We start from the raw sequence: 24,735 nt of genomic DNA, 5'->3' as shown, positions 1-24,735 counted from the left end.
AATATGAAGGCAAAAGTAATTAAAGGAGAAATAGAAAATGGGAAAGAGAGTAGTTGTTGTAGGAGCAGGATACTCTGGGATTTTAGCTGCGAAAAAGTTAGCTAAAAAATTCAAAAAAGATCCAGAAGTATCAATCACTATTATAGACCGCAATCCATTCAGTACGATGTTGACAGAACTTCATGAAGTTGCTGCAGGCCGTGTTGATGAATATTCAATTCGCATGGATTTGAAAAAAATCTTTGCTGGACGTAATGTCAACGTAAAACTTGATACAGTTCAAAAAATTGACTTTGACAAAAAAATCGTTGAAGGTGCAAATGAAAGCTACGAATACGATTATGTTGTAATCGCAGCAGGTTCAAAACCAACATTCTTTGGAATTGAAGGCGCTAAAGAAAATACATTTACACTGTGGTCATATGATGATGCAGTTCGTTTACGTGACCATATCAATGATGTATTTGTTAAAGCATCACAAGAACCAAACCTTGAAAAGCGTCGTTTCTTGCTAACATTCTATGTTGTAGGAGCAGGATTCACGGGTGTAGAAATGATGGGAGAGCTTGCAGAATACGTTCCAGTATTATGTGACAAATTCTCAATTGACCCAAGTGATGTCACAATGGTAGAAGTTGACGCAATGCCACGTACCGTTATGACATTACCAGAAAAACTCGCAAATAAAGTACAAAACCGTTTAGAAAAAATGGGCGTTCAAATTAAACTTAACGCAAAAGTTATCAAAGTTACTGAAGATGCTATTCATTTAGATATCAACGGTAATATTGAAGAAAACCTTGTTCACACAGTTATTTGGACAGCTGGTATTGAAAGTACAGACATTACAGCACAATCCGGTACAGAACTTGAAGCTGCACAACGTGGTGGCCGTATTGAAACAGACCAGTACTTACGTGCAAAAGGTCGCGAAGACGTTTATGTTATCGGTGATAACACATATTTCGTGCTTGAAGGTGAAGAACGTCCATTACCACAAATGGTTGAAAACGCCGAACAAAGTGGTGGTCTCGTTGCGAAAAATATTGCTGAACAAATTCGTGGCGGTAAAAATCTAACAGCATACAAGCCAGCATTCCATGGAACGATGGTATGTATCGGTGGACGTTGGGGAACTGCAAATATTAAACTTGGAAAAGTTGAGTTTAATCTTGTATCATTCTTTGCAATGTTTGCAAAACACATGATGAACTGTGTTTACTTCCTCCAAGTTTTAGGTTGGAACAAAGTATTCAGTTACTTGAAACATGAAATCTTTACAATCCGTAACCGTCGTAGTTTTGTCGGTGGAAACTTCTCAAACCGTACTCCAAGTTTCTTACTCTTCCCACTTCGTGTGTGGTTAGGAGCAGTTTGGTTATTTGAAGGAATTAAAAAAGTTAATGAAGGCTGGTTAGCAGGAGATCCTAAACTTTCAGGATTCTTCGGTGGTGCACAACAATGGTATGATAGCTTACTTGGTGCCGGTGGAGCCGATATCAATGCAGGATCATCCGTCATTGGTAAAGTCGTTGAAGCAACTCAAGCAGCTACAACAACTGTTGTGAACGCTGGAGCTTCAGTCGTTAACGGTGCTGGTAAAATCGCTGCTGATGTAACAGCAGGTGCTACAGGCGCTGCTGACGCAGTCGCAGGTGCAACAGGTTCCGGTGGTGGCGAAGCTGCTGGATCTGTCTTGTTACACTGGAACTTCTTAAACATTATTCAACCAATCTTTGTAACTGGAAAACCATTATTAGAATCAGGTCTTGAAGACTTTGCTTTCAAGATTGACTTCAACTTGATGACATGGTTTGTAAATGACGTCATCATTCCTAATCCACAATTACAAGTATTTATGCAAACAATGGTTGTTGTTATGGAAATAGGAATTGGTTTAGCATTAATTGTAGGACTCTTTACGACGCTGGCAGCAGGGATGTCAGTTGTATTACAAGTGATGTTCTTAATGACAACTGGTTTATACTTAAATACTGTATGGATGGTAGTAGCAGGTATCGCATTAATCTTCGGTGGAAACACATTAAGCTTAGATTATTGGGTAATGCCAAAACTCAAAAAATGGTGGTCTGGAATACCGTTTGTTAAGAAGTGGTACATCTACCACGATTAGTAGGTAATCTTAATGAACATATTTGAAGAATACTTAGAATATGTTAAACGGGAGGTTGGTGTAACAATATCAACCTCTCCTTTAATAGTTAGAAAGTATATAGAACACCTTTTAAAATCCGAAGGAAAATACATCCGCGCAGCAGCAGTCCTTGCAGCGGCACAAAACAAAGATGGATCAATTCATCACGATGCTGTAATTTTTGCTGCATCGATTGAGTTATTACATTTGGCAACACTGGTTCATGATGATGTCATGGATGATGCAGATACACGCCGCGGCGTAACAACACTCCATAAAAAATACGGACGTAAAACAGCTGTTATTTGTGGAGATTACCTTATGGCAGCGTCAATGTCATTAGCTAATAAAACAGAGAAAAAAGAAACCTATCTCGGTTACAGTTTACCGACATATATGGAAGCCATTGCATTGGGTGAACTTAATCAACATATTAATAATGGAAATTACAAATTAAAAGTTAAAGATTATTTATCAATTATTGATGGTAAAACAGCGAAACTCTTTGAGGCTGCAATGTACTCAGGAGTCGCAACATCGGATGATGTTCGGGAACAACAAGAAACCTATCAAACAATTGGACATGCGATAGGTATGATTTTTCAATTGTTGGATGATGTGATGGACTTTGATGATAATGAGTCTGTTGCAAAAAAACCTGTACAATCAGATTTTGAGCAAGGTGTTATTACACTACCATTAATTCATGCTTTTAGTACTTACCCAGAAGCATTACAAAAAGCGGAACAACATGAGCTTACACGTAAAGATGTAAACCAGTATGTTCGCAATTCCAAAGGTGTTGAGATTACAATTGCGAAAGCCGAAACATATTATGCAACAGCCAAGACAGCAATTGAAAATCTTGATATCATAGATACCAAACGAGAGGAACTCATGCGTATCTTAAACTTAGCAATGAGAAAGTAATACATGAAAAAAATATTAGAATATACTGAAATACAAACTAAAATAACAAGTTTGTTTCCCTTTGCCTTAACGCTTGGCGTAATGGTATTTAATGGATCACAGATTCGTTGGGATGCAACACTTGTTTTCTTTGTTGGTATGTTTGTCTTTGATTTAACGACAACTGCCATCAATAATTACATCGACTCAAAAGAAAATGGCCAAGATATTGGTTATACACGAAACCAAGGGCGTGCAATCATTTATGCAATGCTTACGATTGCTACTCTATCTGGTCTATATTTAGTATACTTGACTGATTTTGTCATCTTGATTTTGGGAATGCTTTGTTTTGGGATTGGAATTTTGTATACATGGGGTCCGGTTCCGATCTCTCGCCAACCGTACGGAGAAATTATTTCTGGCGTACTCTATGGTTATGTTATTCCATTTATCTTGATTCATGCTAACAACCCAGGGCTACTGGTCGATTTCAACTTTGTAGCTCCAAATGTCACGATGCACTTTAATCTCGTGAATATTATCTATTTCTTGATAATTTTTTTACCACCGACACTTCTCACCTCAAGTATCATGCTTGCGAACAATACATGTGATATTGATGCAGACGTACTTGTTAGGCGGTATACGTTGCCGTACTATATTGGTAAGGAAAATGCAGTAGTTTTGATGAAGATACTTTATATCGGTGTGTATGTAGCGATTGTAGCCGCCGTTGTACTAGGTGTGATACCTTGGCTTGCATTGCTAACGTTAGTCACAGCACCACGTGTCTTAAAGAATTATAATGCATATACTAAAGATTTGGTAAAACGTCTATCATTTAAATATATCATCAAAAATTTTATAACAATCATGTTTGTTTATGATTTGATGGTCATCATTGGGAACTTCTTATAAAGAAGTTCTTTTTATATAAAAACCGAACTTCCATATCCTTGTTCAAGATTGGCGGTTCGGTTAGATTTGTTTGCGTTATTTATTTGCAAAAGCGGAATATTGTTTAATGTTGCCAGTGAAAGTAAAGTCATAGTCTTCCAATTGATACCATTCAGGATGATCTTCCGAAACCCACAACACATCAATTGATTTGTCAGGGTATTTTGTATTGAAGTCTTGAATGAAAATCTGTGCTTCTTCATATGACATCATGTAGACAGCAGTTGAAAGTGCGTCTGCCATGGTCGAATCCGGTGTAAATATTGTTACTGAACGGAATACTGATTGCGGTTGCAATGTTTTCGGATTGATTAAATGTGAATAAGTAACATCATTTGGGCCTATGTAGTACCGTTGGTAATCACCTGATGTAACAATTGACATTGAATGTGGAATACGGAATACATCAAGACTTTCATTTTTGACAAGCATTGATGGTTTTTCAATACCGATTGCCCATGCTTCACCATCTGGCTTCGTATTGATGGTACGAACGTTTCCGCCCCCACTTACAACACCGTATTCTAATCCAGCTTCTTCTAGTTCCAAAGCAACAAGTTCCGTTGCGTAGCCCTTTGCAATTGCACCTACATCGAGTCTTGTTTTGGCATCGGTAAGAAAGACGGTGTTATTTGCTTTATCAATTTCGACAAATTGCCATCCTGCGTGGAGTGCCGCTTCTTCGAGAACATCTTGTGTTGGGATTTCGCCAGGTTCGCCAGATGCATTTTTTTCAATACCATCCTCTCGATAGTAATGCCAAATTTCCATAACAGAGCCATAAGTAATATCGAAATAACCATTTGAAACTTCAGTATAGTCGCGTGAGCGTTCGAGCATTTCTATAATTAGAGGATCAACGGTTACGGGTGCAATTCCAGCGTTGTCGTTGATAGTTTTAATGTTTGCGACTCCTTCATAGTCATTATACTTATCAAATAAAGCATTATAACGCAGAAAAGCTGCTTTAACTTTACTAAAGTAGTCGTTAAAAGTTGCCTCATCTTTTGTATATGCGACGAAGGTCATGACAGTATCAAATCCAACTTCGGAGGTACGGGCTTCGTATTTTGTGTAGTTATCACCAGACTTTATTGAACAACCCGTTAAGATCAATAGAGTCGCCATGATGAATGCGAATTTTTTCATATGTGTATTATACCATAGATATTTTTAGGATATTTAGGTATCACTTCATACTTAGTTATGTCAGGGAAAGAAGATTGGTTAAAAATGACATTGAATCCAATTCTGTGAAAAATGGAACTGAACTAACGAAAGGTTGAAACTATGAAACATATATTTTGGAGTGTTGGTCTCATCACGATTGTTGCGTGTATAAGTGGGTTCGCAATGTTTGTGGCTATATTGGCATCTCATCATTTTCAAATTCGTTTTGCCCACCATCAAGCAATGCGAAGAAATATAACGAGTGACTATCCTAAAGAGACATTACTGGTAAATGTTATGAACGTATTTCATGAGAATTATGGCGGAGAAATCACAGTTAAGAGATTTGAAACGTCTTTATTCCCTAATGCGATGCGCTTTGGGATTGAAAGAAAAATTGGTGGGTATACATATTCTTTAGATAGGCTTATGGTTGAGGAGTATTATGCTTCTTAGATTTGATTTCGAGATGTTCCAGATGTATGTTGATCAAGAGGATGTGACTGATCTCAATTACAATGGCAAAGATTTGTGGGTTGATGACCTAAATAAGGGGCGTTATGTCGTTAAAGATTTTAGTGATAAAGACGCAGTATATCGATTAGTCTTGCGGCTTTCAAATGCTGTGAATCTTCCTTTTACAGTGAGTAATCCGATTTTTGAAACAGAAATTGGTTTTTTAAGAGTAAGTGTTCTTCATCCAACAATTTCTAAAGAGGTTTGTATTTCAATTCGTAAGACAAGTGGACAATGCCGTTACGATTTCAAATCCATAACTGAAAAAGGATACATATCGCAAGCGGCTTTGGACTTTCTGGTGAGTAGCATACAGTGTCGTTGCAATGTAATGATAAGTGGAATGCCAGGATCGGGGAAAACGGAGTTGTTAAAATTTTTAACACAGTTTATTGGGGACACAGAACGGGTGATTACGCTCGAAGACAGTATGGAAATTCACTATGATGTGCTCCATCCAAGTCGTGATTGTGTTGCGCTGAAAACGAATAAGGTTATGTCATATGATGATGCGATTAAAGCATCATTGCGCCAAAGGCCTGACTGGTTACTACTTAGTGAAGTAAGGGGTTCGGAAGCCTTCGAATTGTTAAAATGTGTTTCAACAGGACTACATTTAATAAGTACTATTCATGCTCGAAGTGCTAAAGAGATACCCAACCGTATATTATTCATGATGAATGAGGCATCATTTGATAGTGGACGCATGTTAGCGCAGATAGAGACACTCTTTGATGTTGGAATACATATTGATTTACTACACACGAGTGAGGGCATTATGAGGCGTGTACGGGAAATTGTCGTTTTTAATCAGGAATCAACAGTGACAATCTATCAACATGGGGGAGTTGTTGATTTGGATACACTTCCTGAGAAAATCAAAAGTCGTGCAAAACTGTATGGTGTCCAGTGGTAAAGGTAAAGAGTATTTGCGTTTATGCATGCGCACAATTGATTATCCTCATGATGTTTAAGTTTTCGATAGTTCTAAATGGTGTGTATCTACTTGTTTTAATCGTTTTTATCAAAGATATTGTGACATCTCTTACGACTTTTGAGATAAATAAAGAAAGGGTTACGGCGCAATATCAAATGACACTAAGTTTGATAATAAGATATCGCTTTACACACAACATTTTAGTGAGCATGAGAAATATTGAAAATAATTCTGGGGAACTCCCACTCTTAGAATTTGAAAGAGGAGATTTCGATTTCAAAAAACTCGCGTTGATTCATTCTCATTATTCATGGAAAACGTTGATTTCTGTTTTAGCTGTGGACATCATCCATGGGGACAAGGATGTCGACAATAAACTTTATGATTTAGAAGCTGAAGTTGACTATTGGTACGATGCTGTAAATGGGTATAGTGGACGTTTGATTCAGACAGTTAAAATGCTAGTGTTACTTTCAACAATAAGTATTTTAGTTACCCATTTTGTATGCGAAATGTTGATGCAAGCAACTCCACGATCAATACTTCCTAATTATGAAATAATGCTATTCCTATTCTTAGTCCTAATCAATAGTTTTATCTGTGTCGTTTTTAGAATTCTTCGGCGTGACCTAACTTTAAGGAGGGAACATGTTTTTTAATATTCTTTTGCTTACATTTTGGATTATTTTTGGCACAAAACTTATACGTAGCCTGTTGTGGCACACCATTCGAGCAAGAAATGATTTGATTGGCGTACCTTATGAACGGACTGTGTATGTCGTGGTGGGCATGTGTCTAGTGTGCACCTGTTTCTCAGATAGATTTCTAGTCGTAATTCCACTGTTTATTCTATTTTATGAAAAAAAATTGAATTCTGTATATCGCAAAACATGCGCTACACTTCAATTCTCGTTCACGATTTGGATTCAATCAATTTTGACATTTATTCAGGCGAATACACTCCTTCATGCATTGAAATTAAGTTTAGAAACGGTACCTAGGAATTTAGAACAAGATGTGGAAAACTTAATTAAAACAATTGAAGCAAATCCGGAAGATCGTGGAGCATTTGTTGGTTTCATGACGCGGGCGTCAACGCCAGAGATGCGTCAAACGATGAAGTATCTGTACCGATATTGTGTGGAATCAACTGCTGATGCGACCCGGCAGTTACAACGTATCATTGAAATCAATAATGGGAGACTTCGACAGCAACGCTTACTTGCATATACGCAAAATGTCGAAATGTATACTCCTTTGGGTTTAGTTCCGTTGATTTCGGTCGGATGCTTGTTTTTGGTTTTGATGATGCAAGTAATCGTTGCCTTAATGGAAAGGGGGTGGGGCATTTGAAGTCTTTTTTTGAAGAATTTGGTATGGTTCTTGTTGTAACAATTATTGCGACAGGAATGATTGTCTTTTCGAACGAATTTAAGGATATTTTAAGAACTACACTCGTAGGGAAGTGGAATGGAATGGCAGAAGTACGTAAATGAAGATATCAATTGAATTTTATGTATTAATGGTTTTCTTTGGACTTGGAGTATTAGTTACCTTGGATTTTTGTAACTTGATTATTGGTATTCAACAAGTTCACACACTACGAGATATAATTGTTCATGAGATTGAAGTTCATGACCGGTACGATTCGCTGGTGAAAGAAAGAATACAATCGAAAAACAACTGTAAAAATTGTACATATTTTGTGAAAAATGAAGATAGAAAATTCAAAGTGTGGATTCAATATGTACATAACTTTAGTTATATTCCACAAACAGTTGAAATATCTGCCTATGGGTACGCATATAACAGTCATGAGGCGCAATGAGCGCCTCTCCATAAATGTCGTATTAGTGGTAAAAAAGTGAAATATCGTGTATTGTAATATTGCAACAAACGCTAGGAGTGAATGTATGATTATTACGATAGACATCGGTAATTCCAATACGGTCATTGTCGGTTATAAAGATAACAAGCGAGTTTTAGAAGCGCGTATTGACACTTACAAAAAAGATGTAATTAAAAACTATACCATTAAATTTAAAGAAATTATCAAAGAAATTCCGGAGGATATCATCGTATCCTGCGTTGTCCCCATGATCAAAGATCAGTTTATTGAAATAATTGAATTACTATATCAAAAGAAACCAATTATGATTGACGCAACTTCCATTGATGGACTAACGATTAAGTTGGATAATCCAAATGATATTGGGGCGGATTTCATTGCAACATCATGGGGTGCAATTCAAAAGTACCAAACACCAGCGATTATTGCGGATGTCGGAAGTGCGACAAAATTAACGGTTGTTGATGAAACGGGTTCTTTTTTAGGAGGTGCCATTATACCAGGGATTGGGACATCCATGCGAGCTTTCGCTGAATATATTCCTCACCTACCAGAAGTTGCATTAGAATTTCCAAAAACAGTGATTGGCTCAGGGACTATTGATGCAATTCAATCGGGTGCCTTATATGGACTTGTTTCGCAAATCGAAGGATTGGCGATGCGAATGGAAAAAGAACTGGGAACATCTTGTACAAAAATTATAACAGGCGGTTATGCTTCAATTATTCATGGAGCAACAGAATCGTTTATATATGATGAATTTTTACTAAATGATGGACTCTACGAGATCTATCAGAAAGGAGCGTTTAAACGATGAAAGTTAGAGACATAACAATGAACGCAATGTTCATTGCAATCACACTTATCTTGGCATTAGTACCAGGTTTAGGTATGATCAATATTGGTTTTGTTTCGATAACTATAATGCATATTCCAGTTATTATTGCTGGGCTTGTGCTCGGAGCAAAAGCAGCGTTAATAAACGCAACTGCATTTGGTGTCGCTGCGATGTTTATTGCTGCAACACGGCCAGTAGGAGTCTTCGATGTATTGTTCGTGAACCCTTTAGTATCGGTTCTGCCGCGAATTATCTTTGGACTTAGTATCGTAGTGGTAGCTAGTTTGATGAAGCGGCTCACAAAAAACTTTGTGGTGGTAGCTTCTGTTACCTCAGTTGTGGCTACTCTTGTTCATACGGTCGCAGTATTGCTTGCGATGTATATTGCGGCAACAGGTTCTGCAAGTCCAGAAATTTTAGCTGCAGCACCAACAAGCGCACTTGTATTGATTGGATCTGTTCTCTTATCAAATGGTATATTCGAAATCATTGCCAGCGTGGTTATTGCAGTACCGACTTCAGTTGCTCTGAATAAGGTCAAAAACCATTGATTAAATATCTACTAATTGCGTTACTGGGAATATTCATTTATTCGTTTATCGAATATCGTTGGCTCAAGAATATATATTTGAAACCCATAGACTTTGATACAAAGCATAAGATTCCAGATGGATTAAAGGGAAAGCGAATTATTTTCATTTCCGATTTACAGTTTGATCACAAGAGACGTCCATTTTTGCATGGAGCTTCCCGAAATCTTGTTCGCAGAGTAAATGCTCTCAAACCGGATTTAGTGCTATTAGGTGGAGATTATATCCATCAAGAAGGGAAACAGAATACCCCTATCTTTGAATATATCAACAGTATCAATGCACCCAAGGTTGCAGTTCTCGGAAATCATGATTATCGAGAGTATGAAAAATCGGTCACGATGCTACAAGATATTGGTGTAACAGTGCTCGTTAACGAAATCTATAATTATCACGGTCTCGATATTATCGGGGTTGATGATGCAATTAAAGGTGTCCCAGTGTTTCCGATTCATGAAGACAATTTGTCAATTTTACTAACACATAATCCCGATTACTTTGAAAAATTGCCGAAGTCCACTTACGTCGATATGGCATTAGCTGGTCATCTACATGCGGGTCAGGTAACACTATTTGGCTTATATGCGCCAATTACAAATTCTGAATTTGACCAAACACTCGTTCATGGCATGATTCGTCGACCACAGGGTTCAATGTACGTATCGTCGGGCGTGGGAGGGACTGTTGGAATGTTACCCATCCGATTCTTTGCTCGTCCAGAAATTGTGATTTTAGATTTTTAAAAGGATACAACGTATCCTTTTAATTTGGTTATTATCATTCATAGTTTAATAAAAAGTTTATATTCATGACATGAATGCCATACTTAATGACAATATCCCCATCAAAAAACTACTTCGTGAGATAGTAAAATCACCAAGAACAGATGGAGGCTAAACTATGAATGATTATAAAGTTAAATTTGACGCAGGTAATGCTGTAACGCAAATATCGAGTATTCTTGTCACAGATGGAAATTATCTTCCAGAACCACAACGTCCGACACGTAATGACGCTATCTTCAAGGGATGGTTCCACGATGAAGCACTGAAATACCCTTGGAACTTTGAAAGTGACATTGTTATTGAAGATGTAACTTTGCACGCGAAGTGGGATCAAAAAGACATGTTCGCTGCAAACAAACAATCCTCAGTTCAAAGAGTAACTCACAATGATGAAAAATATATATACGCGGGTGGCATTCTTGCTGATTTAGATGAAAGTATCAATTATATCCATAAAAAATAAACAATGAAAAAGGTCGACATAAGTCGACCTTTTAGATACCAAGTAGTCCAAAAATTATAATCTTGGTAATCGGGGAAATGATAACCGTAAAAATTCCAGTCAATATTAAAGCGAGGGTAGACATAATTCCCTGCTCTTTTCCCATTTCAATAGCCTTCGACGTTCCAACAGCATGTGCAGCTGTTCCGAGTGCTAAGCCTTGAGCAATTGGGCTATCAATGCGGAATATTTTATTAAGCAATGGTGCAAGTGCAGCACCAAAGATTCCAGTAATAATAACAATGCAGACAGTAAGTGTTGAAATGCCACCTAGTGAGACTGCAACATCAGCAGCAATCGCCGTTGTTACAGATTTGGGGATTACTGTAGCAATCATCTGAGGTGATAGTTTTAAGATTGATGCTAGAACACCGATTGTAATGGCGTGAGCCAAGACCCCTGCGCTGATTGAAACGAGGATAACGCGTTTATACTTTGCGAGCATTCCAAGGTTCATATAAAGTGGAATTGCGAGTGCGACTGTCGCAGGGCCAATGAGTGCAGAGACAAATTGGCCACCAATATTGTATGATTCATACGAAATATTAAAAATCATGAGGAAAGCGATAATAAAGATACTCGACATGAGTAGTGGGTTGAACAAGTCTGACTTTAGAATTTTTTGTACTTTCGTCATCAGTACATATACTCCCATCGATAAAACTAATCCAAACAGTGGGCTTGTAAATATTTTATCCATCTATTTATCTCCTTGAACCCTGGTTGCTGTATAGGCACTCACAACATAGGTGACGAGGGTTGAGATAATTAAGATAATCACGAACTCTACCCATGTTGCTTGTAAGACATCAAAATAGATCATGATGCCTACAGTAACAGGAACAAAGAAAAACGCGAGATTATTTTTGAGCCAAGTGCCGACCATTTCGACTGATGAGACTTTAATGAGTTTAAATTGCAGTGCAGCAAATAACAAACATAATCCGATAATGCTACCCGGAATCGGAAGTTTGAATAATGCTGTAATGCTATCGCCGATAAACGTAAAACCAGCGATAATTAGAAATTGAGATACAATTTTCACAGACTTTTCCTCCAACAAACGTAGATATTTTACCATATAAACGTCAAAAACCCCAATATAGGAGCTTAATAATCACTTAATTAAATTTACGTGATATACTAGTGCAAAGGGGGAAAGCATGAAAACAATACTTATTGTCGAAGACAATCGTATGTTAGGCGTAGAATTATCACAAACTTTACGAGACCACTACCATACGATTAACGCATTCAGCGGCTATGAAGCGATCAATATTCTTGAAGCGCATACTGCAGATTTGATTTTACTCGATATGAGTCTTCCTGATTTGCCAAGTGCAAAGATTTTGGAAATGGTTCGAGACGAGAGTCCTGTTCCTATAATTGTTTTGACTGACGGGTTAGATCCGAGTCGGGTAATGGGGATGCTTTTAGCTGGGGCTAATGATTATTATGTTTATCCAATCGAAAATCCAGTTCTCATCAAAAGAATTGAAGAACAACTTTCATTGGATCATGAGTTGAGTGAAAATCGAGGAATACGATTCAAAAATATCCGATTCTTCCCAAACGAATACCGTTTCGAGTTGGGCGGGAAGGTCGTTGACTTTTCTAAAAAAGAAACAGAAATTATGAAGCTACTTTTGTCGAATCCAAATAGTACTGTGTCAAAGGAACAACTGTATGCCAGTGTGTGGGGCGACAGTGAAAACTTGGATGAGAATACCGTAAATGTACACATTAGCAGCATTCGAAAAAAATTACGTCGTATTGATCCTAGCGTTGAATACATTCAAACTGTATGGGGCGTTGGCGTTCGACTTGCCGAAAGATAGGGAAACCCTATCTTTTTTCATGTAAAACCTATCAAATTTATACAATTTGAACAAAAATATGGTTAATGGGACTAAAAATGGGGTAATATTATAACATTAACATCATAATTGTGGTAAATTAAAAGTACACAAGACATAATCCTTGTGTTAATAAGTCTTCTAAATACGGTGGGGTATTTAGAAAGACGGGGATGTAAGTGATATTTAATCACTTGCAGACATGCAGAGCAGAGAAAAGCAAGGGTGGGGATCCTTGCTTTTCTTATGGCGCTACAGTGGAGCATGAAGGATTATTGTGATAAGATACAGAAGTTAGAAATGAGGTCTTTTTATATGGATGGCACATTAAAAACATATGATAATTATGATATCTACTACCAATATCATGAAGTAGAGCATGCGAAAGCAACAATTGTATTCAGTCATGGATTTGTCGAATACAGTGCTCACTATTCACGGTTAGCACCAATGTTCAATGCTCATGGATACAATGTCTTCAAATATGACGTCCGTGGTCATGGCAGAACGACAGCCCCTCTTGGCGAATTAAAACATTTCCAAGACTTTGCAGATGACTTGAATGTATGCGTAACATGGGTTCAAGATCGTGACTCAAGTCTTCCAGTTTATACAATGGGATTTAGTTTGGGTGGTATGATTACTGCAGTCTATGGAATCATGTATCCTTATGCGATAGCAGGGCAAATATTATTAGGTCCTGGACTTTTGCCTCAACCACAATTTCGAGAGATTACAGAATCTTCAATTTCGATTCATGAGTTCTTAGAACTCATGGGAACATCGGGTGATGCTGGTATCAAGCAATTAGTGGCAATGGATTCGCCGTATGTACTGAAACGTGCTAGTAGGACGTTTATTGTAGAATCATTAGTTGAAGCTCAAGAGTTCATATGGGAACACACAAGTATGTATAAGCATCCAGTATTGATACTTCATGGTGAAAATGATCCTATTTTACCATGGCAAGGAAGCCAGAAGTTCTTTGAAGCCATTGGGAGCAGTGATAAGACACTCGAAGTGCTCCCTGGTAAAGAGCATGACTTACTAAGAATTCGCGAGGCAACAGCGATTGTTGCACGAATAGCATCCTGGTTGGATCACGAGATAGAGGCGTAAGCCTCTTTTTTAGTACATTTCTGTAAGGTTGATAAACGAGAAGTAAAATCATGTATAATAGAAAGAAGAGAAAGAGAATTATAATGACTAAAAAAGCGACGATTATCAGTGTGGTTGTATTTATTCTTGCAGTCTTGCTCAGGAATTATGAAGTGTTGACTGGCTACGAAAATAGTTTGACGTATCTCATTCCAATTGCTATTTCAATTGGACTCTTTTTTCATGCAATTGATCAATATGATACATACAATGATTGTGCAGAGAAGCCAAGATTTGAGAACTTAGATTTTCTTCGGTATTTTGGTGCGGTGTTAATTGTCATCTTACACTTGAGACCCTTTAAAGATATTTCATATCCGCTCGATCTATTGTTTAATAATATGATCTCGCGGTTGTTTGTGCCGTTCTTCTTCATAACATCTGGATATTTTGTCGCGAAAAAACAAAAACAAAACCCAGCATACTTCAAATGCTATATTAAAGGGTTGATTCCATCATATCTTATTTGGTGCCTGATCTATCTACCATTTGGACTCCAATATATTAAAGAAATGGGACTTTCGCCGATGTTGTATCCCGTAGGCCTTCTTGTAGGAATTCTCTATTCTGGTACATACTATCATCTTTGGTATTACCCTGCCTTGATTGTTGCACTATTATTCACGAATGCGTGGTTAAAACGATTCAAACTGAGTTCTCTACTGATTGTGTCGTTTCTTCTATTTGCATTGGGAGCTACTGAGACCTATTTTGGCCTACTACCCAAGGCAATTCAGACAATTTTAAACACATATTACTACAATATTTTCATTACAACACGTAACTTCTTATTCTTTGGAACATTCTTTGTCGCTATGGGATATGCGATGGAAGCAAAGAACATCGTGTTTGTAAAAGCATCTTTGACCAAACTTGTAGTTAGTTTTTTACTATTCTTAGTTGAAGTGATGTTGCTTCAAAAAGTAGATCGTTTGGACAGTAATTTGATGTTCATGACGATTCCGACCGTTTTCTATATGTTTACAACTGCATTACAATTACCATTTACAATTAGGATGCCGTTCAAGGAGTCGATACGTGAATACTATAAATATTACTACTTAATTCATCCTCTCATCATCTGCGGTGTGTTAGGGGTAATTAAGCAGCAAACAACGTTGTTGGGAGCATTACTATTGACGCTCATCACCCTTGTATTAACGCACATATCAAGTTGGTGTTTTATCCAAATTAATCGAAGATATAGATCATATAAAAAGAAAAACTCTGCATAGCAGAGTTTTTTAGTCATTACGTCCAGACAGAGAAGTCATAGCGATCATTAAGAGCGCTAAAATGATAAAGTACAACGGCATGACTAATAATGAACCGTTATGGATTATAGACATGATGTGTAACAACACACTTATTGCGAGATAATATCCGAGACTAAGAAGAGACCCAGCAGTACCATATACATCTTGAAAATCCTCAAGTGCTAAACTAATAGCGTTTGATAAGGAAATGGCCGTTCCGACACGAACAAGGAACATTCCTCCCATATACAGTGTCAGTGATAGGATTGTGCTCGTTGCGATATATCCAAAGAAGAGCATTAAAATAGATCCCGATATAAGTACATAGTTTCCAATCTGGAGCACTTGCTTCGGCGCATGGTTTCTAAGCAGTAATTGTGCAATTGATGCACCAAGAATTGTTGCAATTGCAAGGCTAATACCGAGACTACCAGTTGTAGCAAGTGATATTCCAAACCATCCGGGGAATAATAAAGGTGCTTCAAGATAGTAAATAGACATAATCACGTTCATGGCTGCAATAAAAAAACCATACATCCATACTCGTTTTGACCGAAGCATTCGCATAAGGACGGCAAAAAAATTAGCATTACGTGTTGTTGTGATGACATTTGTCTCGGGAAGACGTAAATACGTTAAAGATACTATAATAAGTCCGCAGACTAAGAATACTACTAAGAGAAATCGTAAACTATATGACTCAATCAGATAACCGCCGAGCAAGGGTCCGATTCCTGGAACAATTGCGAGTGCGATGGATACTTGCGAAAACAGTTTGCTCCGAATCTGTGTATCAAAACTCTCGCGTAAGATAGTCTGAGTGGTGACTGAACCGGTCGCTAAACCGAATGCTACGACAAAGCGTCCTATTAAGAAAGAATTGAACGATGAACTCGTAAGCATTACACCCGTTCCCAGGCAGTATATAACAAATCCCGACAGTAATGCGGGACGACGGCCAAACTTATCTGAGAAAAAACCCCAAAATAAGACGCCAATCGCAAACGCTACAAAATAAATGCTCAGGGTCGCTTGAGCACTAGCGACAGAAATGTCAAAATTAAGGGATATAGTTTGTAATGAAGGGGCAAACATTGCCTCATGAAGTTGAGGGAAGCCCAATAAAATAATTATAAGTATAAAACTTGGTTTTCTAAATTCGATGTTTTTAATCAAAAAATAATCCTCCTAACGATTAGATACCTTGAGTAAAAACATCAAAATCGGGTAGGGGAGCTATTTTTTTAATTATAGATGTAAAATTCATAATTAATCTCCTAACGACGTATACTATATCACAGGTAAATCAGAATATGCTACTTTTCATTTTTTTTGTAAACTATGATATAATGTGCGAAAGCGAGGTTATATCATGTCAACAAACGAACAAATTCTGGTCATGACACCTCCAATACCTATATTATCGAAATAAATAGAGCGTATTGAAGGTACTAAAAGATTATACATAAAACAGATCTTTTTAGTGTACCTTCCTGTACTTTAATTAAAAGATAAATAGGAAGCGAAGAAAATAAATAATGAAAAAAATAATAAATATTGCCATCATTGCCCATGTCGATGCTGGTAAGAGTACACTTGTTGACGGAATCTTATCCGCATCAGGTGTTTTCAATCATGCGCAAAAGTCAGTAGAGCGTGTGATGGATAGCAATGATCTCGAGAAAGAACGTGGGATTACAATCTACTCCAAAAACTGCTCGGTTATGTATAAAGATACGAAAATTAATATAGTTGATACACCCGGTCATGCAGATTTTTCGGGAGAAGTGGAACGCATCATTAAGACGGTGGATACCGTGATTTTGTTGGTAGACTCAGTTGAAGGCCCCATGCCCCAGACACGATTCGTTCTTCGAAAAGCATTAGAACAAAATCTTAAGCCAATCGTACTTATAAATAAAATGGACAAGACTGAACGCCGTCCAGAGGCGGTCCTTGAAGAAATATATGATTTGTTCTTGGAACTTGATGCAGATGAATCGCAGTTATTCTTTCCGATACTTTATGGCATAACCCGAGATTTCAAGGTAAGTCGCCATCAAGATGTACGGGATGCCTCGATGGATGTACTCTTTGATACAATCCTGGAACATACAGATATTTATCCGGATAAAGATACTCAACCACTACAGATGCAAGTATCGACACTGGGTTATGACACATATTTAGGACGTCTTGGGATTGGACGGATCCACCAAGGTGTTTTAGAACAAGGGCAAGCTATCTGTGTCATTGATAACTCCGGAAAGTATTCTCATGCACGAATCAAAAAAATGTTCGTTTATAATGGTGTAACACATAAAGAAGTTACGAAGACCCACAGTGGAGATATCGTTGTGATATCGGGAATATCGAATATCACTGTTGGAGATACACTCTGTTCTCTAGAGTCTCCATTGCCTATGGAGGCAATCATGGTAGAACAACCCACACTGTCCATGAACTTTTATGTGAATACCTCACCACTGCAAGGAAAAGAAGGTAAGTTTATCACCAGTCGTAATATTAAAGAGCGACTCGATCGCGAATTGGAGGTTAACGTGGGTCTGAAGGTAGAAGCGGGGTTATCCTCAGATTACTTTACTGTTTCGGGTCGGGGGGAGTTACATCTCTCGATTCTGATTGAAACAATGCGCCGTGAAGGATATGAACTTTCTATCGGAAAACCCCACGTAATTCTTGAAGAACGTAATGGCGTAACGTATGAACCAATTGATCGGGTGATTATCGAGACTCCTGAGAAGTATGGTGGAAAGATTATTGAACAAATGAGCTTACGTCACGGAAATCTATATAATGTTGAACAACACAATGACACGGTTCGACAATACTGGTACATCCCTGCACGTCTCATTTTAGGATTTAGAACAGATCTTATCAATATGACGCGTGGTAATGCGATCATGATGCGTCAGCATTATAAGTATGATGTGCAAGCTGGCGGTATGAATGTTCCCAAACGTGGGTCACTAATTTCCAATGGTTCCGGTAATTCAATGGCTTTTCCTATGTTTCATATTCAAGACCGAGGAAGTTTTTTTATCGGTGCCCAAACGGAAGTCTATCCGGGGATGATAGTAGGAGTTACGAACAAAGAAAACGATATGTGGGTCAACGTAATTCGTAATAAACGATTGAATAGTTACCGTGGTAATGGACGCGGTGGTAAAGAAGATGCATTGAAACTTGAGGATCCCATCGCACTTACCTTAGAGTATGCACTGGATTATATTAGTGATGATGAGCTTGTTGAGGTGACTCCTTTGAATATTAGATTACGTAAAAAAGATTTACGACAATAGGAAGAAAGGGATTTTGTATGAATTCTCTTTTAAGAGTGGTTTTAAGGTGTCGTGTCCTTTGGTTTGATTTATTAAATCTTGAGTTCGTGTGAAAAAAACAATAGAGTTTCTTCTAACTGTTCAACACTACTTGAGGCCTGTATAATGAATGTAGTTAGTTGATTGGAAACTTGCGAGAACTGCACGGATGATTGTTGCGGCACATCTTTGAGAATGGCAAAGAGGAGATGGAGTCTCGAAGATTAAGTTTACAAAATACTGAGTTTAGCTATAAGAAGGGTGACGAAAACATGATTAAATTGATTGCCGTTGATATGGATGGAACTTTTTTGAATGATATGAAAGACTACAATCGACAACGCTTTGATATGTTATTTGATATGATGAAAACGCAAAATGTCGAATTCGTAGTGGCAAGTGGAAATCAATACTACCAACTTCGTTCATTCTTTCCTCGCCATAAAGAGATGTCCTTTGTGTCGGATAATGGTGCTAACGTGATTCACCACTACCAAGACGTTGAGCACGAAGTGATGCCGTGGGATACCGTACATAAAGTATTTGATATCGTTGGGGGATATGAAGGTGTAAATATTTTGGTATGTGGAAAACAATCCGCATATCTAACGAAAGAACAAACACAGGAGTTCTATGACCTTGCTATTAACTATAATCATCGAATTCAGTGGGTTGACTCACTGGAAAATATTGCGGATGACATTCTCAAATTTGCGCTTATTGTGGAGCCTCAAGATTTAGAGGCAATACTTGAAGCTTTTCATCGTATCTTGGGAGATGGAATCACACCAGTCACGAGTGGACACACTGCAATAGATTTGATCCAACCTGGAGTTCACAAAGCTAAAGGGATAGAAAAAATTCAAAAAATATTGAACGTTAAAGATTCAGAAATTCTTGCATTTGGAGATAACGATAATGATATCGAAATGCTTAAAAAAGCAGGGATAGGTGTCGCGGTTGGTAATGCAAGACCAGGCGTAAAAGATATCTCAGATGTGGTATTAGAAAAAGACAATAATTCAGAAGCAATACTCGATTTTATTGAAGCTATTTTAGTGTCTCAACAATAAATAGAAAAGCAGCCACCATATGCATTCGTCATTTGGTGGCTTATTTTTAGATTTAAGTAGTGATGTTAATGAATATCCCATAACAATAAAAAAACGTCTCTAGAGTATATACTCACTGTAAGACGTTTAACGAAATTTATATTGGAGCGGGTGAGGAGAATCGAACTCCCGTAGCCAGCTTGGAAGGCTGGAGTTTTACCATTAAACTACACCCGCATTTTTATAATATGAAATGGTGTCCCGTGTAGGATTCGAACCTACGACCCACTGATTAAAAGTCAGTTGCTCTACCGACTGAGCTAACGGGACAACATGGTGCCGACTAGAGGACTTGAACCCCCAACCTACTGATTACAAATCAGTTGCTCTACCAATTGAGCTAAGTCGGCATGGTGGAGGATAACGGGCTCGAACCGCTGACCCTCTGCTTGTAAGGCAGATGCTCTCCCAACTGAGCTAATCCTCCGTAACGCTTACCTATAATACACCGAAACAGTACACATGTAAAGCCTAAAAGATAAAAAAAATATAAAAGCAGGACAATACAATCAAGTGTTGTTTTTAGAAAGCACGAAAAGTATTAATGCTTCAATATTACATACAGAAATTGATGGCAAAGTAATGTACATGATCAACGGGAATCAAAATAAAAACCACGATTACGTGGCCTTGTTTTCATATTGGAGCGGGTGAGGAGAATCGAACTCCCGTAGCCAGCTTGGAAGGCTGGAGTTTTACCATTAAACTACACCCGCATGGTGGAGGATAACGGGCTCGAACCGCTGACCCTCTGCTTGTAAGGCAGATGCTCTCCCAACTGAGCTAATCCTCCGTTTGCGTATAGTTATTATACTTCTAATTGAATTCAGAGTAAATAACTATTTCGAAATTCTGATGGTTTTTTTACTTTGGAGATCGATTTAAGCAAAAAAAAACATCTTAACGATGTGCAATTTTTGTATTGGAGCGGGTGAGGAGAATCGAACTCCCGTAGCCAGCTTGGAAGGCTGGAGTTTTACCATTAAACTACACCCGCATATTGATTGTTATAATAAGAAATGGTGTCCCGTGTAGGATTCGAACCTACGACCCACTGATTAAAAGTCAGTTGCTCTACCGACTGAGCTAACGGGACACGAATGGTGGGGAGAGACGGATTCGAACCGCCGAACCCTAAGGAGATGATTTACAGTCACCCGCGTTTAGCCACTTCGCTATCTCCCCATTCATCTTATTAAAACTGGTGCCGACTAGAGGACTTGAACCCCCAACCTACTGATTACAAATCAGTTGCTCTACCAATTGAGCTAAGTCGGCATGGTGGAGGATAACGGGCTCGAACCGCTGACCCTCTGCTTGTAAGGCAGATGCTCTCCCAACTGAGCTAATCCTCCATGACGTCTTGTTTCCTTAACGCCTTAATAATATACCATGACCCCCTAAGGATAGTCAACAGTAAATATGAATTATTTTGATTTAATTTATAAAATGCAAAATTACGGCTATTTAAGTGCGTTTAAGCAAATAAAAAACTATCTGAATACAGATAGTTTTATGTAATATTTGGTTGAATTATGAAAGCAAGGTTTGTGCTGCCGTGATGATTGCTAATTTGTAAACATCTTCCTCAACACATCCGCGTGAAAGGTCAGAAACTGGTTTGTTTAAACCTTGTAAGATTGGTCCAATAGCTTCGAATCCACCAAGACGTTGTGCAATTTTGTATCCGATGTTTCCAGATTGAATTTCTGGGAAAACAAATACTTTTGCTTGTCCAGCTACATCTGATTCAGGTGCTTTTAGTTCAGCAACTGTTGGAACGAATGCTGCATCAAATTGTAACTCACCATCAATCTTGAATTCAGGTCCAAGTTCTTTAGCGATACGTGTTGCTTCGATAACTTTTTCAACATCTGGACTTGATGCTGATCCTTTTGTTGAGAAACTCATCATTGCAACAACAGGGTCAATTCCGAACAATTCGGCTGTACGTGCTGATTCAACAGCAATTTCAGCTAATTCTTGAGCTGATGGGTTGATGTTAATTGCACAATCAGAGAATAGGTATGTTTCATTACGTTTTGACATAATGAATGCTCCACTTGTACGTGAGACACCAGGTTTTGTTTTGATAATTTGTAATGCAGGACGGACCGTGTCACCTGTTGAGTGAACTGCACCACTGACCATAGCATCAGCTAGGCCCATGTATGTTAACATTGTACCAAAATAGTTAACATCTTTAATCCAGTTAAATGCATCTTCGCGTGCAAGTTTGCCATTACGACGCTCTACTAATGCATCTACCATTGCATCTTTTTCTGAATAAGTTTCAGGGTTGATGATCTCCAAACGCTCTACCATAAATCCTTTTTCTTCAGCAATTTTTGCAATTTCTGCTGGATCACCTAATACAATTGGGTGTAGTAATCCATCAGACGCTAAACGGACAGCAGCTCCGATGATACGTGCATCTGTACCTTCAGGGAAGACAACTTTAATATCGCGTCCCTTAATTTTTGATTTAAGTCCTTCAAATAAATCCATATGAATCAATAATCCTCCTATAACCTTTTTATTATAGCACGATGAAAGTTCTATATTATAGTTATGCCAAAGATATGCAAAAAAAGAACACAATTTGTGTTCATTTAATGAATTATTAAGTAACAGAGCAATAAATCGTCCAGTTTTCGAAGCTGAAGTCCTGTTAATTCATAGAATTTATCGATGCGGTAATTAAGTGTATTTCGATGAACGAAAAGCGCTTGTGCCGTAGATGTTATATTTCCTTGTTCATTCCACATTGTTCGAATGAGTGTTTCCATGTCTTCAAAACTATAAATTTGTTGTTTGATAACTTGAACATAGGTAGAATCGACAAGACTTGATTTTAGGTAGTGGCGAATATATAAGGATTTAAAGGATTGAACTTTTTGACTTTGATAGTTCGAAGTGAAAATTGCGCGTTCCTCATCATATAGATAAGGAAATGAATTATCGGCCAGTGCATTGATCCCAATAAATAGTGATGTCTTTGTTCCAAAATCATCATCTAGCGTGGCAATAGATCCTTCTATTAGCTCTGAATTAGTGGTAGGGGCATTGACAATACAGACACCGTATCGGTCATCTACAAAGAAAGCTTCTTCGATATCTGGAATAAATGATGTAAACGATTCAAGCCAAAGGTCGTAGCTATCGTGAAGATTTTCAACCATGAAATGGATAACTTGAAAGTACTTTGTTTCAAATTGAGATGGTAAAATGTGGTGATACAAAAAGTCATACCATGGCGAGGAACGTTCTTGTCGGATTGTTAATGATTGTAATAATTGAACCTCGCTATTACTTAGCACTTCTTTGGGGATAATGAAATACTCAGCGCCATTATATAAGGATAGTACAGAAGTAAGATTACTCTTATGTTTTTGGATTGTTCCAATTGGATATAAAGTTTTTAACTGTTTGAAGTCCATAATCGTCTCCTTGCACATTGCACAAAATCATTGGTCATAAATACTATATCATAAATGTAACCGCTATATTATAATTGAATTACAATTTAGGAGGACTTTCCAATGGCAAGTATTTCGTTAAAAGGGATTCATAAAAAGTATGACAAAAACCCTAACTATTCGGTTACAGATTTTAATTTAGAGGTTGAAGACAAAGAGTTTATCGTCTTTGTTGGACCTTCGGGGTGCGGTAAATCTACAACTCTACGTATGATTGCTGGTCTTGAAGATATTACAGAAGGGGAACTCTATATTGGAGATCGTCTTGTAAATGATGTTGAACCAAAAGATCGTGATATTGCGATGGTTTTCCAAAACTATGCGCTTTATCCGCATATGACAGTTTATGATAACATGGCTTTTGGTCTGAAAATTCGTAAGACGCCAAAAGATGAAATTGATAAAGCTGTAAAAAATGCAGCTGAAATTTTAGGTCTTGATACATACTTAGATCGTAAACCATCAGCATTATCTGGTGGAGAGCGTCAACGTGTTGCGTTAGGACGTGCAATTGTTCGTGATGCACAAGTATTCTTGATGGATGAGCCATTGAGTAACTTGGATGCAAAATTACGTGTAGCGATGCGTGCTGAAATTACAAAACTACACCACCGTCTTCAAACAACAACAGTTTATGTTACCCATGACCAAACGGAAGCGATGACAATGGCTGACCGTATCGTAATCATGAAGTCTGGATTTGTACAACAAGTTGGTACACCAAAGGAAGTCTATAACACACCTGCTAACATGTTTGTTGCTGGATTTATTGGATCTCCTGCAATGAACTTCTTCCACTGTGTTGTTGAAAATGACCATATTGAATGCCATGGTTTGAACCTCCGCATTCCTGAAGGAAAACTAAAAATTCTTAAAGAAAAAGGATATGAAGGAAAACCTGTCGTGTTTGGAATTCGTCCAGAAGATATACATGATGAGTTGTTAGTTCTTGAATCAAACCCTGATTCAGTTGTTAAAGCAAAAGTTGTTGTATCTGAGTTATTAGGTGCTGAGACAATGCTTCATGCATCTGTTGGTGGTCATGAGTTTATCGCGAAAGTTGGTGTAAACCAAACTTATAAAGCTGATCAAGAAGTTGAATTATCATTCAACATCAACAAAGCACACTTCTTCGATCCAGAGACAGAAATCGTCATTAAATAATTGTAAAAGTGGTGACTTATTCACCACTTTTCTTCCTAATAAACATACTTTATGTAGTAGAAAATCGTGTGTTAAGTGGGTCTAATCCAAATTATAATAATTTTTGTATTTTAGGCTTGCATTGTACATGTCGTATGATATAATGAGTAAGCAATCAA

The 24,735-nt window shown here is 37.8% G+C and carries 25 protein-coding genes and 11 tRNA genes; 19 read left to right on the top strand and 17 right to left on the bottom strand.

Annotated features, from left to right (window positions below; genetic code table 11):
• Positions 1–37: 37 nt before the first annotated feature.
• From GVV22_RS04385 to GVV22_RS04375, 3 genes are read left to right on the top strand one after another with little or no spacing between them, the layout of a single operon-like run.
• Positions 38–2,134, top strand: coding sequence for an FAD-dependent oxidoreductase (locus GVV22_RS04385; protein WP_159648936.1), 2,097 nt, complete (start codon positions 38–40; stop codon positions 2,132–2,134).
• Positions 2,135–2,146: 12 nt separating this feature from the next.
• Positions 2,147–3,085, top strand: a complete 939-nt coding sequence (locus tag GVV22_RS04380) for a polyprenyl synthetase family protein (protein WP_159648935.1) — start codon at positions 2,147–2,149, stop codon at positions 3,083–3,085.
• Positions 3,086–3,088: 3 nt separating this feature from the next.
• Complete coding sequence (locus GVV22_RS04375; RefSeq protein ID WP_159648934.1) at positions 3,089–3,985, top strand: UbiA family prenyltransferase; 897 nt, start codon at positions 3,089–3,091, stop codon at positions 3,983–3,985.
• Between the two features lie 75 nt (positions 3,986–4,060).
• Here GVV22_RS04375 and GVV22_RS04370 read toward each other — a convergent pair whose 3' ends face one another.
• A complete protein-coding gene (locus GVV22_RS04370) occupies positions 4,061–5,173 on the bottom strand; it encodes an FAD:protein FMN transferase (RefSeq protein ID WP_159648933.1) in 1,113 nt (370 codons plus the stop codon).
• A 141-nt stretch (positions 5,174–5,314) separates the two neighbouring features.
• On the opposite strand from GVV22_RS04370, the gene GVV22_RS04365 reads away from it, so the two are divergent.
• The 10 genes from GVV22_RS04365 to GVV22_RS04325 all read left to right on the top strand — a co-directional run bounded on the left by GVV22_RS04365 (position 5,315) and on the right by GVV22_RS04325 (position 11,172).
• On the top strand, positions 5,315–5,650 hold the full coding sequence (locus tag GVV22_RS04365; RefSeq protein ID WP_159648932.1) for a hypothetical protein: 336 nt from the start codon (positions 5,315–5,317) through the stop codon (positions 5,648–5,650).
• Positions 5,640–6,626, top strand: coding sequence for a CpaF/VirB11 family protein (locus GVV22_RS04360; RefSeq protein ID WP_159648931.1), 987 nt, complete (start codon positions 5,640–5,642; stop codon positions 6,624–6,626). Before GVV22_RS04365 ends, GVV22_RS04360 begins: the two co-directional genes overlap by 11 nt.
• Positions 6,627–6,856: 230 nt before the next feature.
• Positions 6,857–7,306, top strand: coding sequence for a hypothetical protein (locus GVV22_RS04355; RefSeq protein WP_159648930.1), 450 nt, complete (start codon positions 6,857–6,859; stop codon positions 7,304–7,306).
• 277 nt (positions 7,307–7,583) lie between these two features.
• The gene (locus tag GVV22_RS04350; RefSeq protein ID WP_159648929.1) at positions 7,584–8,000 is read left to right on the top strand and encodes a hypothetical protein; all 417 of its coding nucleotides are present in this window, start codon (positions 7,584–7,586) and stop codon (positions 7,998–8,000) included.
• A complete protein-coding gene (locus GVV22_RS10960) occupies positions 7,997–8,143 on the top strand; it encodes a hypothetical protein (protein ID WP_166083462.1) in 147 nt (48 codons plus the stop codon). The genes GVV22_RS04350 and GVV22_RS10960 overlap by 4 nt, the downstream gene beginning before the upstream one ends.
• Positions 8,140–8,475 (top strand): hypothetical protein, encoded by a 336-nt coding sequence (locus tag GVV22_RS04345; RefSeq protein ID WP_159648928.1) that lies wholly within the window; start codon positions 8,140–8,142, stop codon positions 8,473–8,475. Before GVV22_RS10960 ends, GVV22_RS04345 begins: the two co-directional genes overlap by 4 nt.
• 85 nt (positions 8,476–8,560) lie before the next feature.
• The gene (locus tag GVV22_RS04340; RefSeq protein ID WP_159648927.1) at positions 8,561–9,313 is read left to right on the top strand and encodes a type III pantothenate kinase; all 753 of its coding nucleotides are present in this window, start codon (positions 8,561–8,563) and stop codon (positions 9,311–9,313) included.
• A complete protein-coding gene (locus GVV22_RS04335) occupies positions 9,310–9,885 on the top strand; it encodes an ECF transporter S component (RefSeq protein ID WP_159648926.1) in 576 nt (191 codons plus the stop codon). The genes GVV22_RS04340 and GVV22_RS04335 overlap by 4 nt, the downstream gene beginning before the upstream one ends.
• Complete coding sequence (locus tag GVV22_RS04330; RefSeq protein ID WP_159648925.1) at positions 9,882–10,667, top strand: metallophosphoesterase; 786 nt, start codon at positions 9,882–9,884, stop codon at positions 10,665–10,667. The genes GVV22_RS04335 and GVV22_RS04330 overlap by 4 nt, the downstream gene beginning before the upstream one ends.
• A gap of 157 nt (positions 10,668–10,824) precedes the next feature.
• Positions 10,825–11,172: an InlB B-repeat-containing protein gene (locus GVV22_RS04325; RefSeq protein ID WP_159648924.1), complete on the top strand. Its 348-nt coding sequence runs from the start codon at positions 10,825–10,827 to the stop codon at positions 11,170–11,172.
• A 31-nt stretch (positions 11,173–11,203) separates the two neighbouring features.
• Here the strand turns inward: GVV22_RS04325 and GVV22_RS04320 are convergent, their stop codons facing one another.
• Both GVV22_RS04320 and GVV22_RS04315 read right to left on the bottom strand, forming a co-directional pair.
• Positions 11,204–11,911, bottom strand: a complete 708-nt coding sequence (locus GVV22_RS04320) for an LrgB family protein (RefSeq protein ID WP_159648923.1) — start codon at positions 11,909–11,911, stop codon at positions 11,204–11,206.
• On the bottom strand, positions 11,912–12,256 hold the full coding sequence (locus GVV22_RS04315; protein ID WP_159648922.1) for a CidA/LrgA family protein: 345 nt from the start codon (positions 12,254–12,256) through the stop codon (positions 11,912–11,914).
• 118 nt (positions 12,257–12,374) lie between these two features.
• Here GVV22_RS04315 and GVV22_RS04310 point away from each other — a divergent pair, with 118 nt between their 5' ends.
• From GVV22_RS04310 to GVV22_RS04300, 3 genes are all read left to right on the top strand, one after another.
• Positions 12,375–13,049 carry a response regulator transcription factor gene (locus GVV22_RS04310; RefSeq protein WP_159648921.1) on the top strand — a complete coding sequence of 225 codons (675 nt, stop codon included), beginning with the start codon at positions 12,375–12,377 and terminating at the stop codon, positions 13,047–13,049.
• Positions 13,050–13,382: 333 nt separating this feature from the next.
• Positions 13,383–14,186, top strand: a complete 804-nt coding sequence (locus GVV22_RS04305) for an alpha/beta fold hydrolase (RefSeq protein WP_159648920.1) — start codon at positions 13,383–13,385, stop codon at positions 14,184–14,186.
• A gap of 83 nt (positions 14,187–14,269) precedes the next feature.
• Complete coding sequence (locus GVV22_RS04300; protein WP_159648919.1) at positions 14,270–15,460, top strand: acyltransferase family protein; 1,191 nt, start codon at positions 14,270–14,272, stop codon at positions 15,458–15,460.
• Between the two features lie 9 nt (positions 15,461–15,469).
• Here the strand turns inward: GVV22_RS04300 and GVV22_RS04295 are convergent, their stop codons facing one another.
• On the bottom strand, positions 15,470–16,657 hold the full coding sequence (locus GVV22_RS04295; RefSeq protein ID WP_159648918.1) for an MFS transporter: 1,188 nt from the start codon (positions 16,655–16,657) through the stop codon (positions 15,470–15,472).
• Positions 16,658–17,019: 362 nt separating this feature from the next.
• Between GVV22_RS04295 and typA the strand changes: the two genes are divergently transcribed.
• Both typA and GVV22_RS04285 read left to right on the top strand, forming a co-directional pair.
• Positions 17,020–18,804 carry a translational GTPase TypA gene (gene typA / locus GVV22_RS04290; RefSeq protein WP_159648917.1) on the top strand — a complete coding sequence of 595 codons (1,785 nt, stop codon included), beginning with the start codon at positions 17,020–17,022 and terminating at the stop codon, positions 18,802–18,804.
• A gap of 290 nt (positions 18,805–19,094) precedes the next feature.
• A complete protein-coding gene (locus tag GVV22_RS04285) occupies positions 19,095–19,895 on the top strand; it encodes a Cof-type HAD-IIB family hydrolase (protein ID WP_159648916.1) in 801 nt (266 codons plus the stop codon).
• A 142-nt stretch (positions 19,896–20,037) separates the two neighbouring features.
• Here the strand turns inward: GVV22_RS04285 and GVV22_RS04280 are convergent.
• The 13 genes from GVV22_RS04280 to GVV22_RS04220 all read right to left on the bottom strand — a co-directional run bounded on the left by GVV22_RS04280 (position 20,038) and on the right by GVV22_RS04220 (position 23,374).
• Positions 20,038–20,111: transfer RNA gene (locus GVV22_RS04280), tRNA-Gly, on the bottom strand.
• 17 nt (positions 20,112–20,128) lie between these two features.
• Positions 20,129–20,204, bottom strand: a tRNA-Lys gene (locus GVV22_RS04275).
• 4 nt (positions 20,205–20,208) lie between these two features.
• Positions 20,209–20,284, bottom strand: a tRNA-Thr gene (locus tag GVV22_RS04270).
• A gap of 1 nt (position 20,285) precedes the next feature.
• A tRNA-Val gene (locus GVV22_RS04265) sits at positions 20,286–20,361 on the bottom strand.
• Positions 20,362–20,576: 215 nt separating this feature from the next.
• Positions 20,577–20,650: transfer RNA gene (locus GVV22_RS04260), tRNA-Gly, on the bottom strand.
• 1 nt (position 20,651) lies between these two features.
• Positions 20,652–20,727: transfer RNA gene (locus GVV22_RS04255), tRNA-Val, on the bottom strand.
• 130 nt (positions 20,728–20,857) lie between these two features.
• Positions 20,858–20,931, bottom strand: a tRNA-Gly gene (locus tag GVV22_RS04250).
• Positions 20,932–20,954: 23 nt separating this feature from the next.
• A tRNA-Lys gene (locus tag GVV22_RS04245) sits at positions 20,955–21,030 on the bottom strand.
• A gap of 5 nt (positions 21,031–21,035) precedes the next feature.
• Positions 21,036–21,119, bottom strand: a tRNA-Tyr gene (locus GVV22_RS04240).
• Between the two features lie 17 nt (positions 21,120–21,136).
• Positions 21,137–21,212, bottom strand: a tRNA-Thr gene (locus tag GVV22_RS04235).
• A 1-nt stretch (position 21,213) separates the two neighbouring features.
• Positions 21,214–21,289 (bottom strand) — tRNA-Val (locus GVV22_RS04230).
• 178 nt (positions 21,290–21,467) lie between these two features.
• Entirely contained in the window at positions 21,468–22,442 is a 975-nt protein-coding gene (gene pta, locus GVV22_RS04225; protein WP_159636056.1) for a phosphate acetyltransferase, read from the bottom strand.
• Positions 22,443–22,546: 104 nt separating this feature from the next.
• Entirely contained in the window at positions 22,547–23,374 is an 828-nt protein-coding gene (locus GVV22_RS04220) for a helix-turn-helix domain-containing protein (protein WP_159648915.1), read from the bottom strand.
• A gap of 102 nt (positions 23,375–23,476) precedes the next feature.
• On the opposite strand from GVV22_RS04220, the gene GVV22_RS04215 reads away from it, so the two are divergent.
• Positions 23,477–24,577, top strand: a complete 1,101-nt coding sequence (locus GVV22_RS04215; protein WP_159648914.1) for an ABC transporter ATP-binding protein — start codon at positions 23,477–23,479, stop codon at positions 24,575–24,577.
• Positions 24,578–24,735 lie beyond the last annotated feature (158 nt).

Source organism: Erysipelothrix aquatica (assembly GCF_009828825.1).
In the GTDB taxonomy this organism is placed as follows: Bacteria; Bacillota_I; Bacilli_A; order Erysipelotrichales; family Erysipelotrichaceae; genus Erysipelothrix; species Erysipelothrix aquatica_A.
Note: the sequence above shows the minus strand (reverse complement) of the source record. Positions and strands in the feature narration are given on the sequence as shown.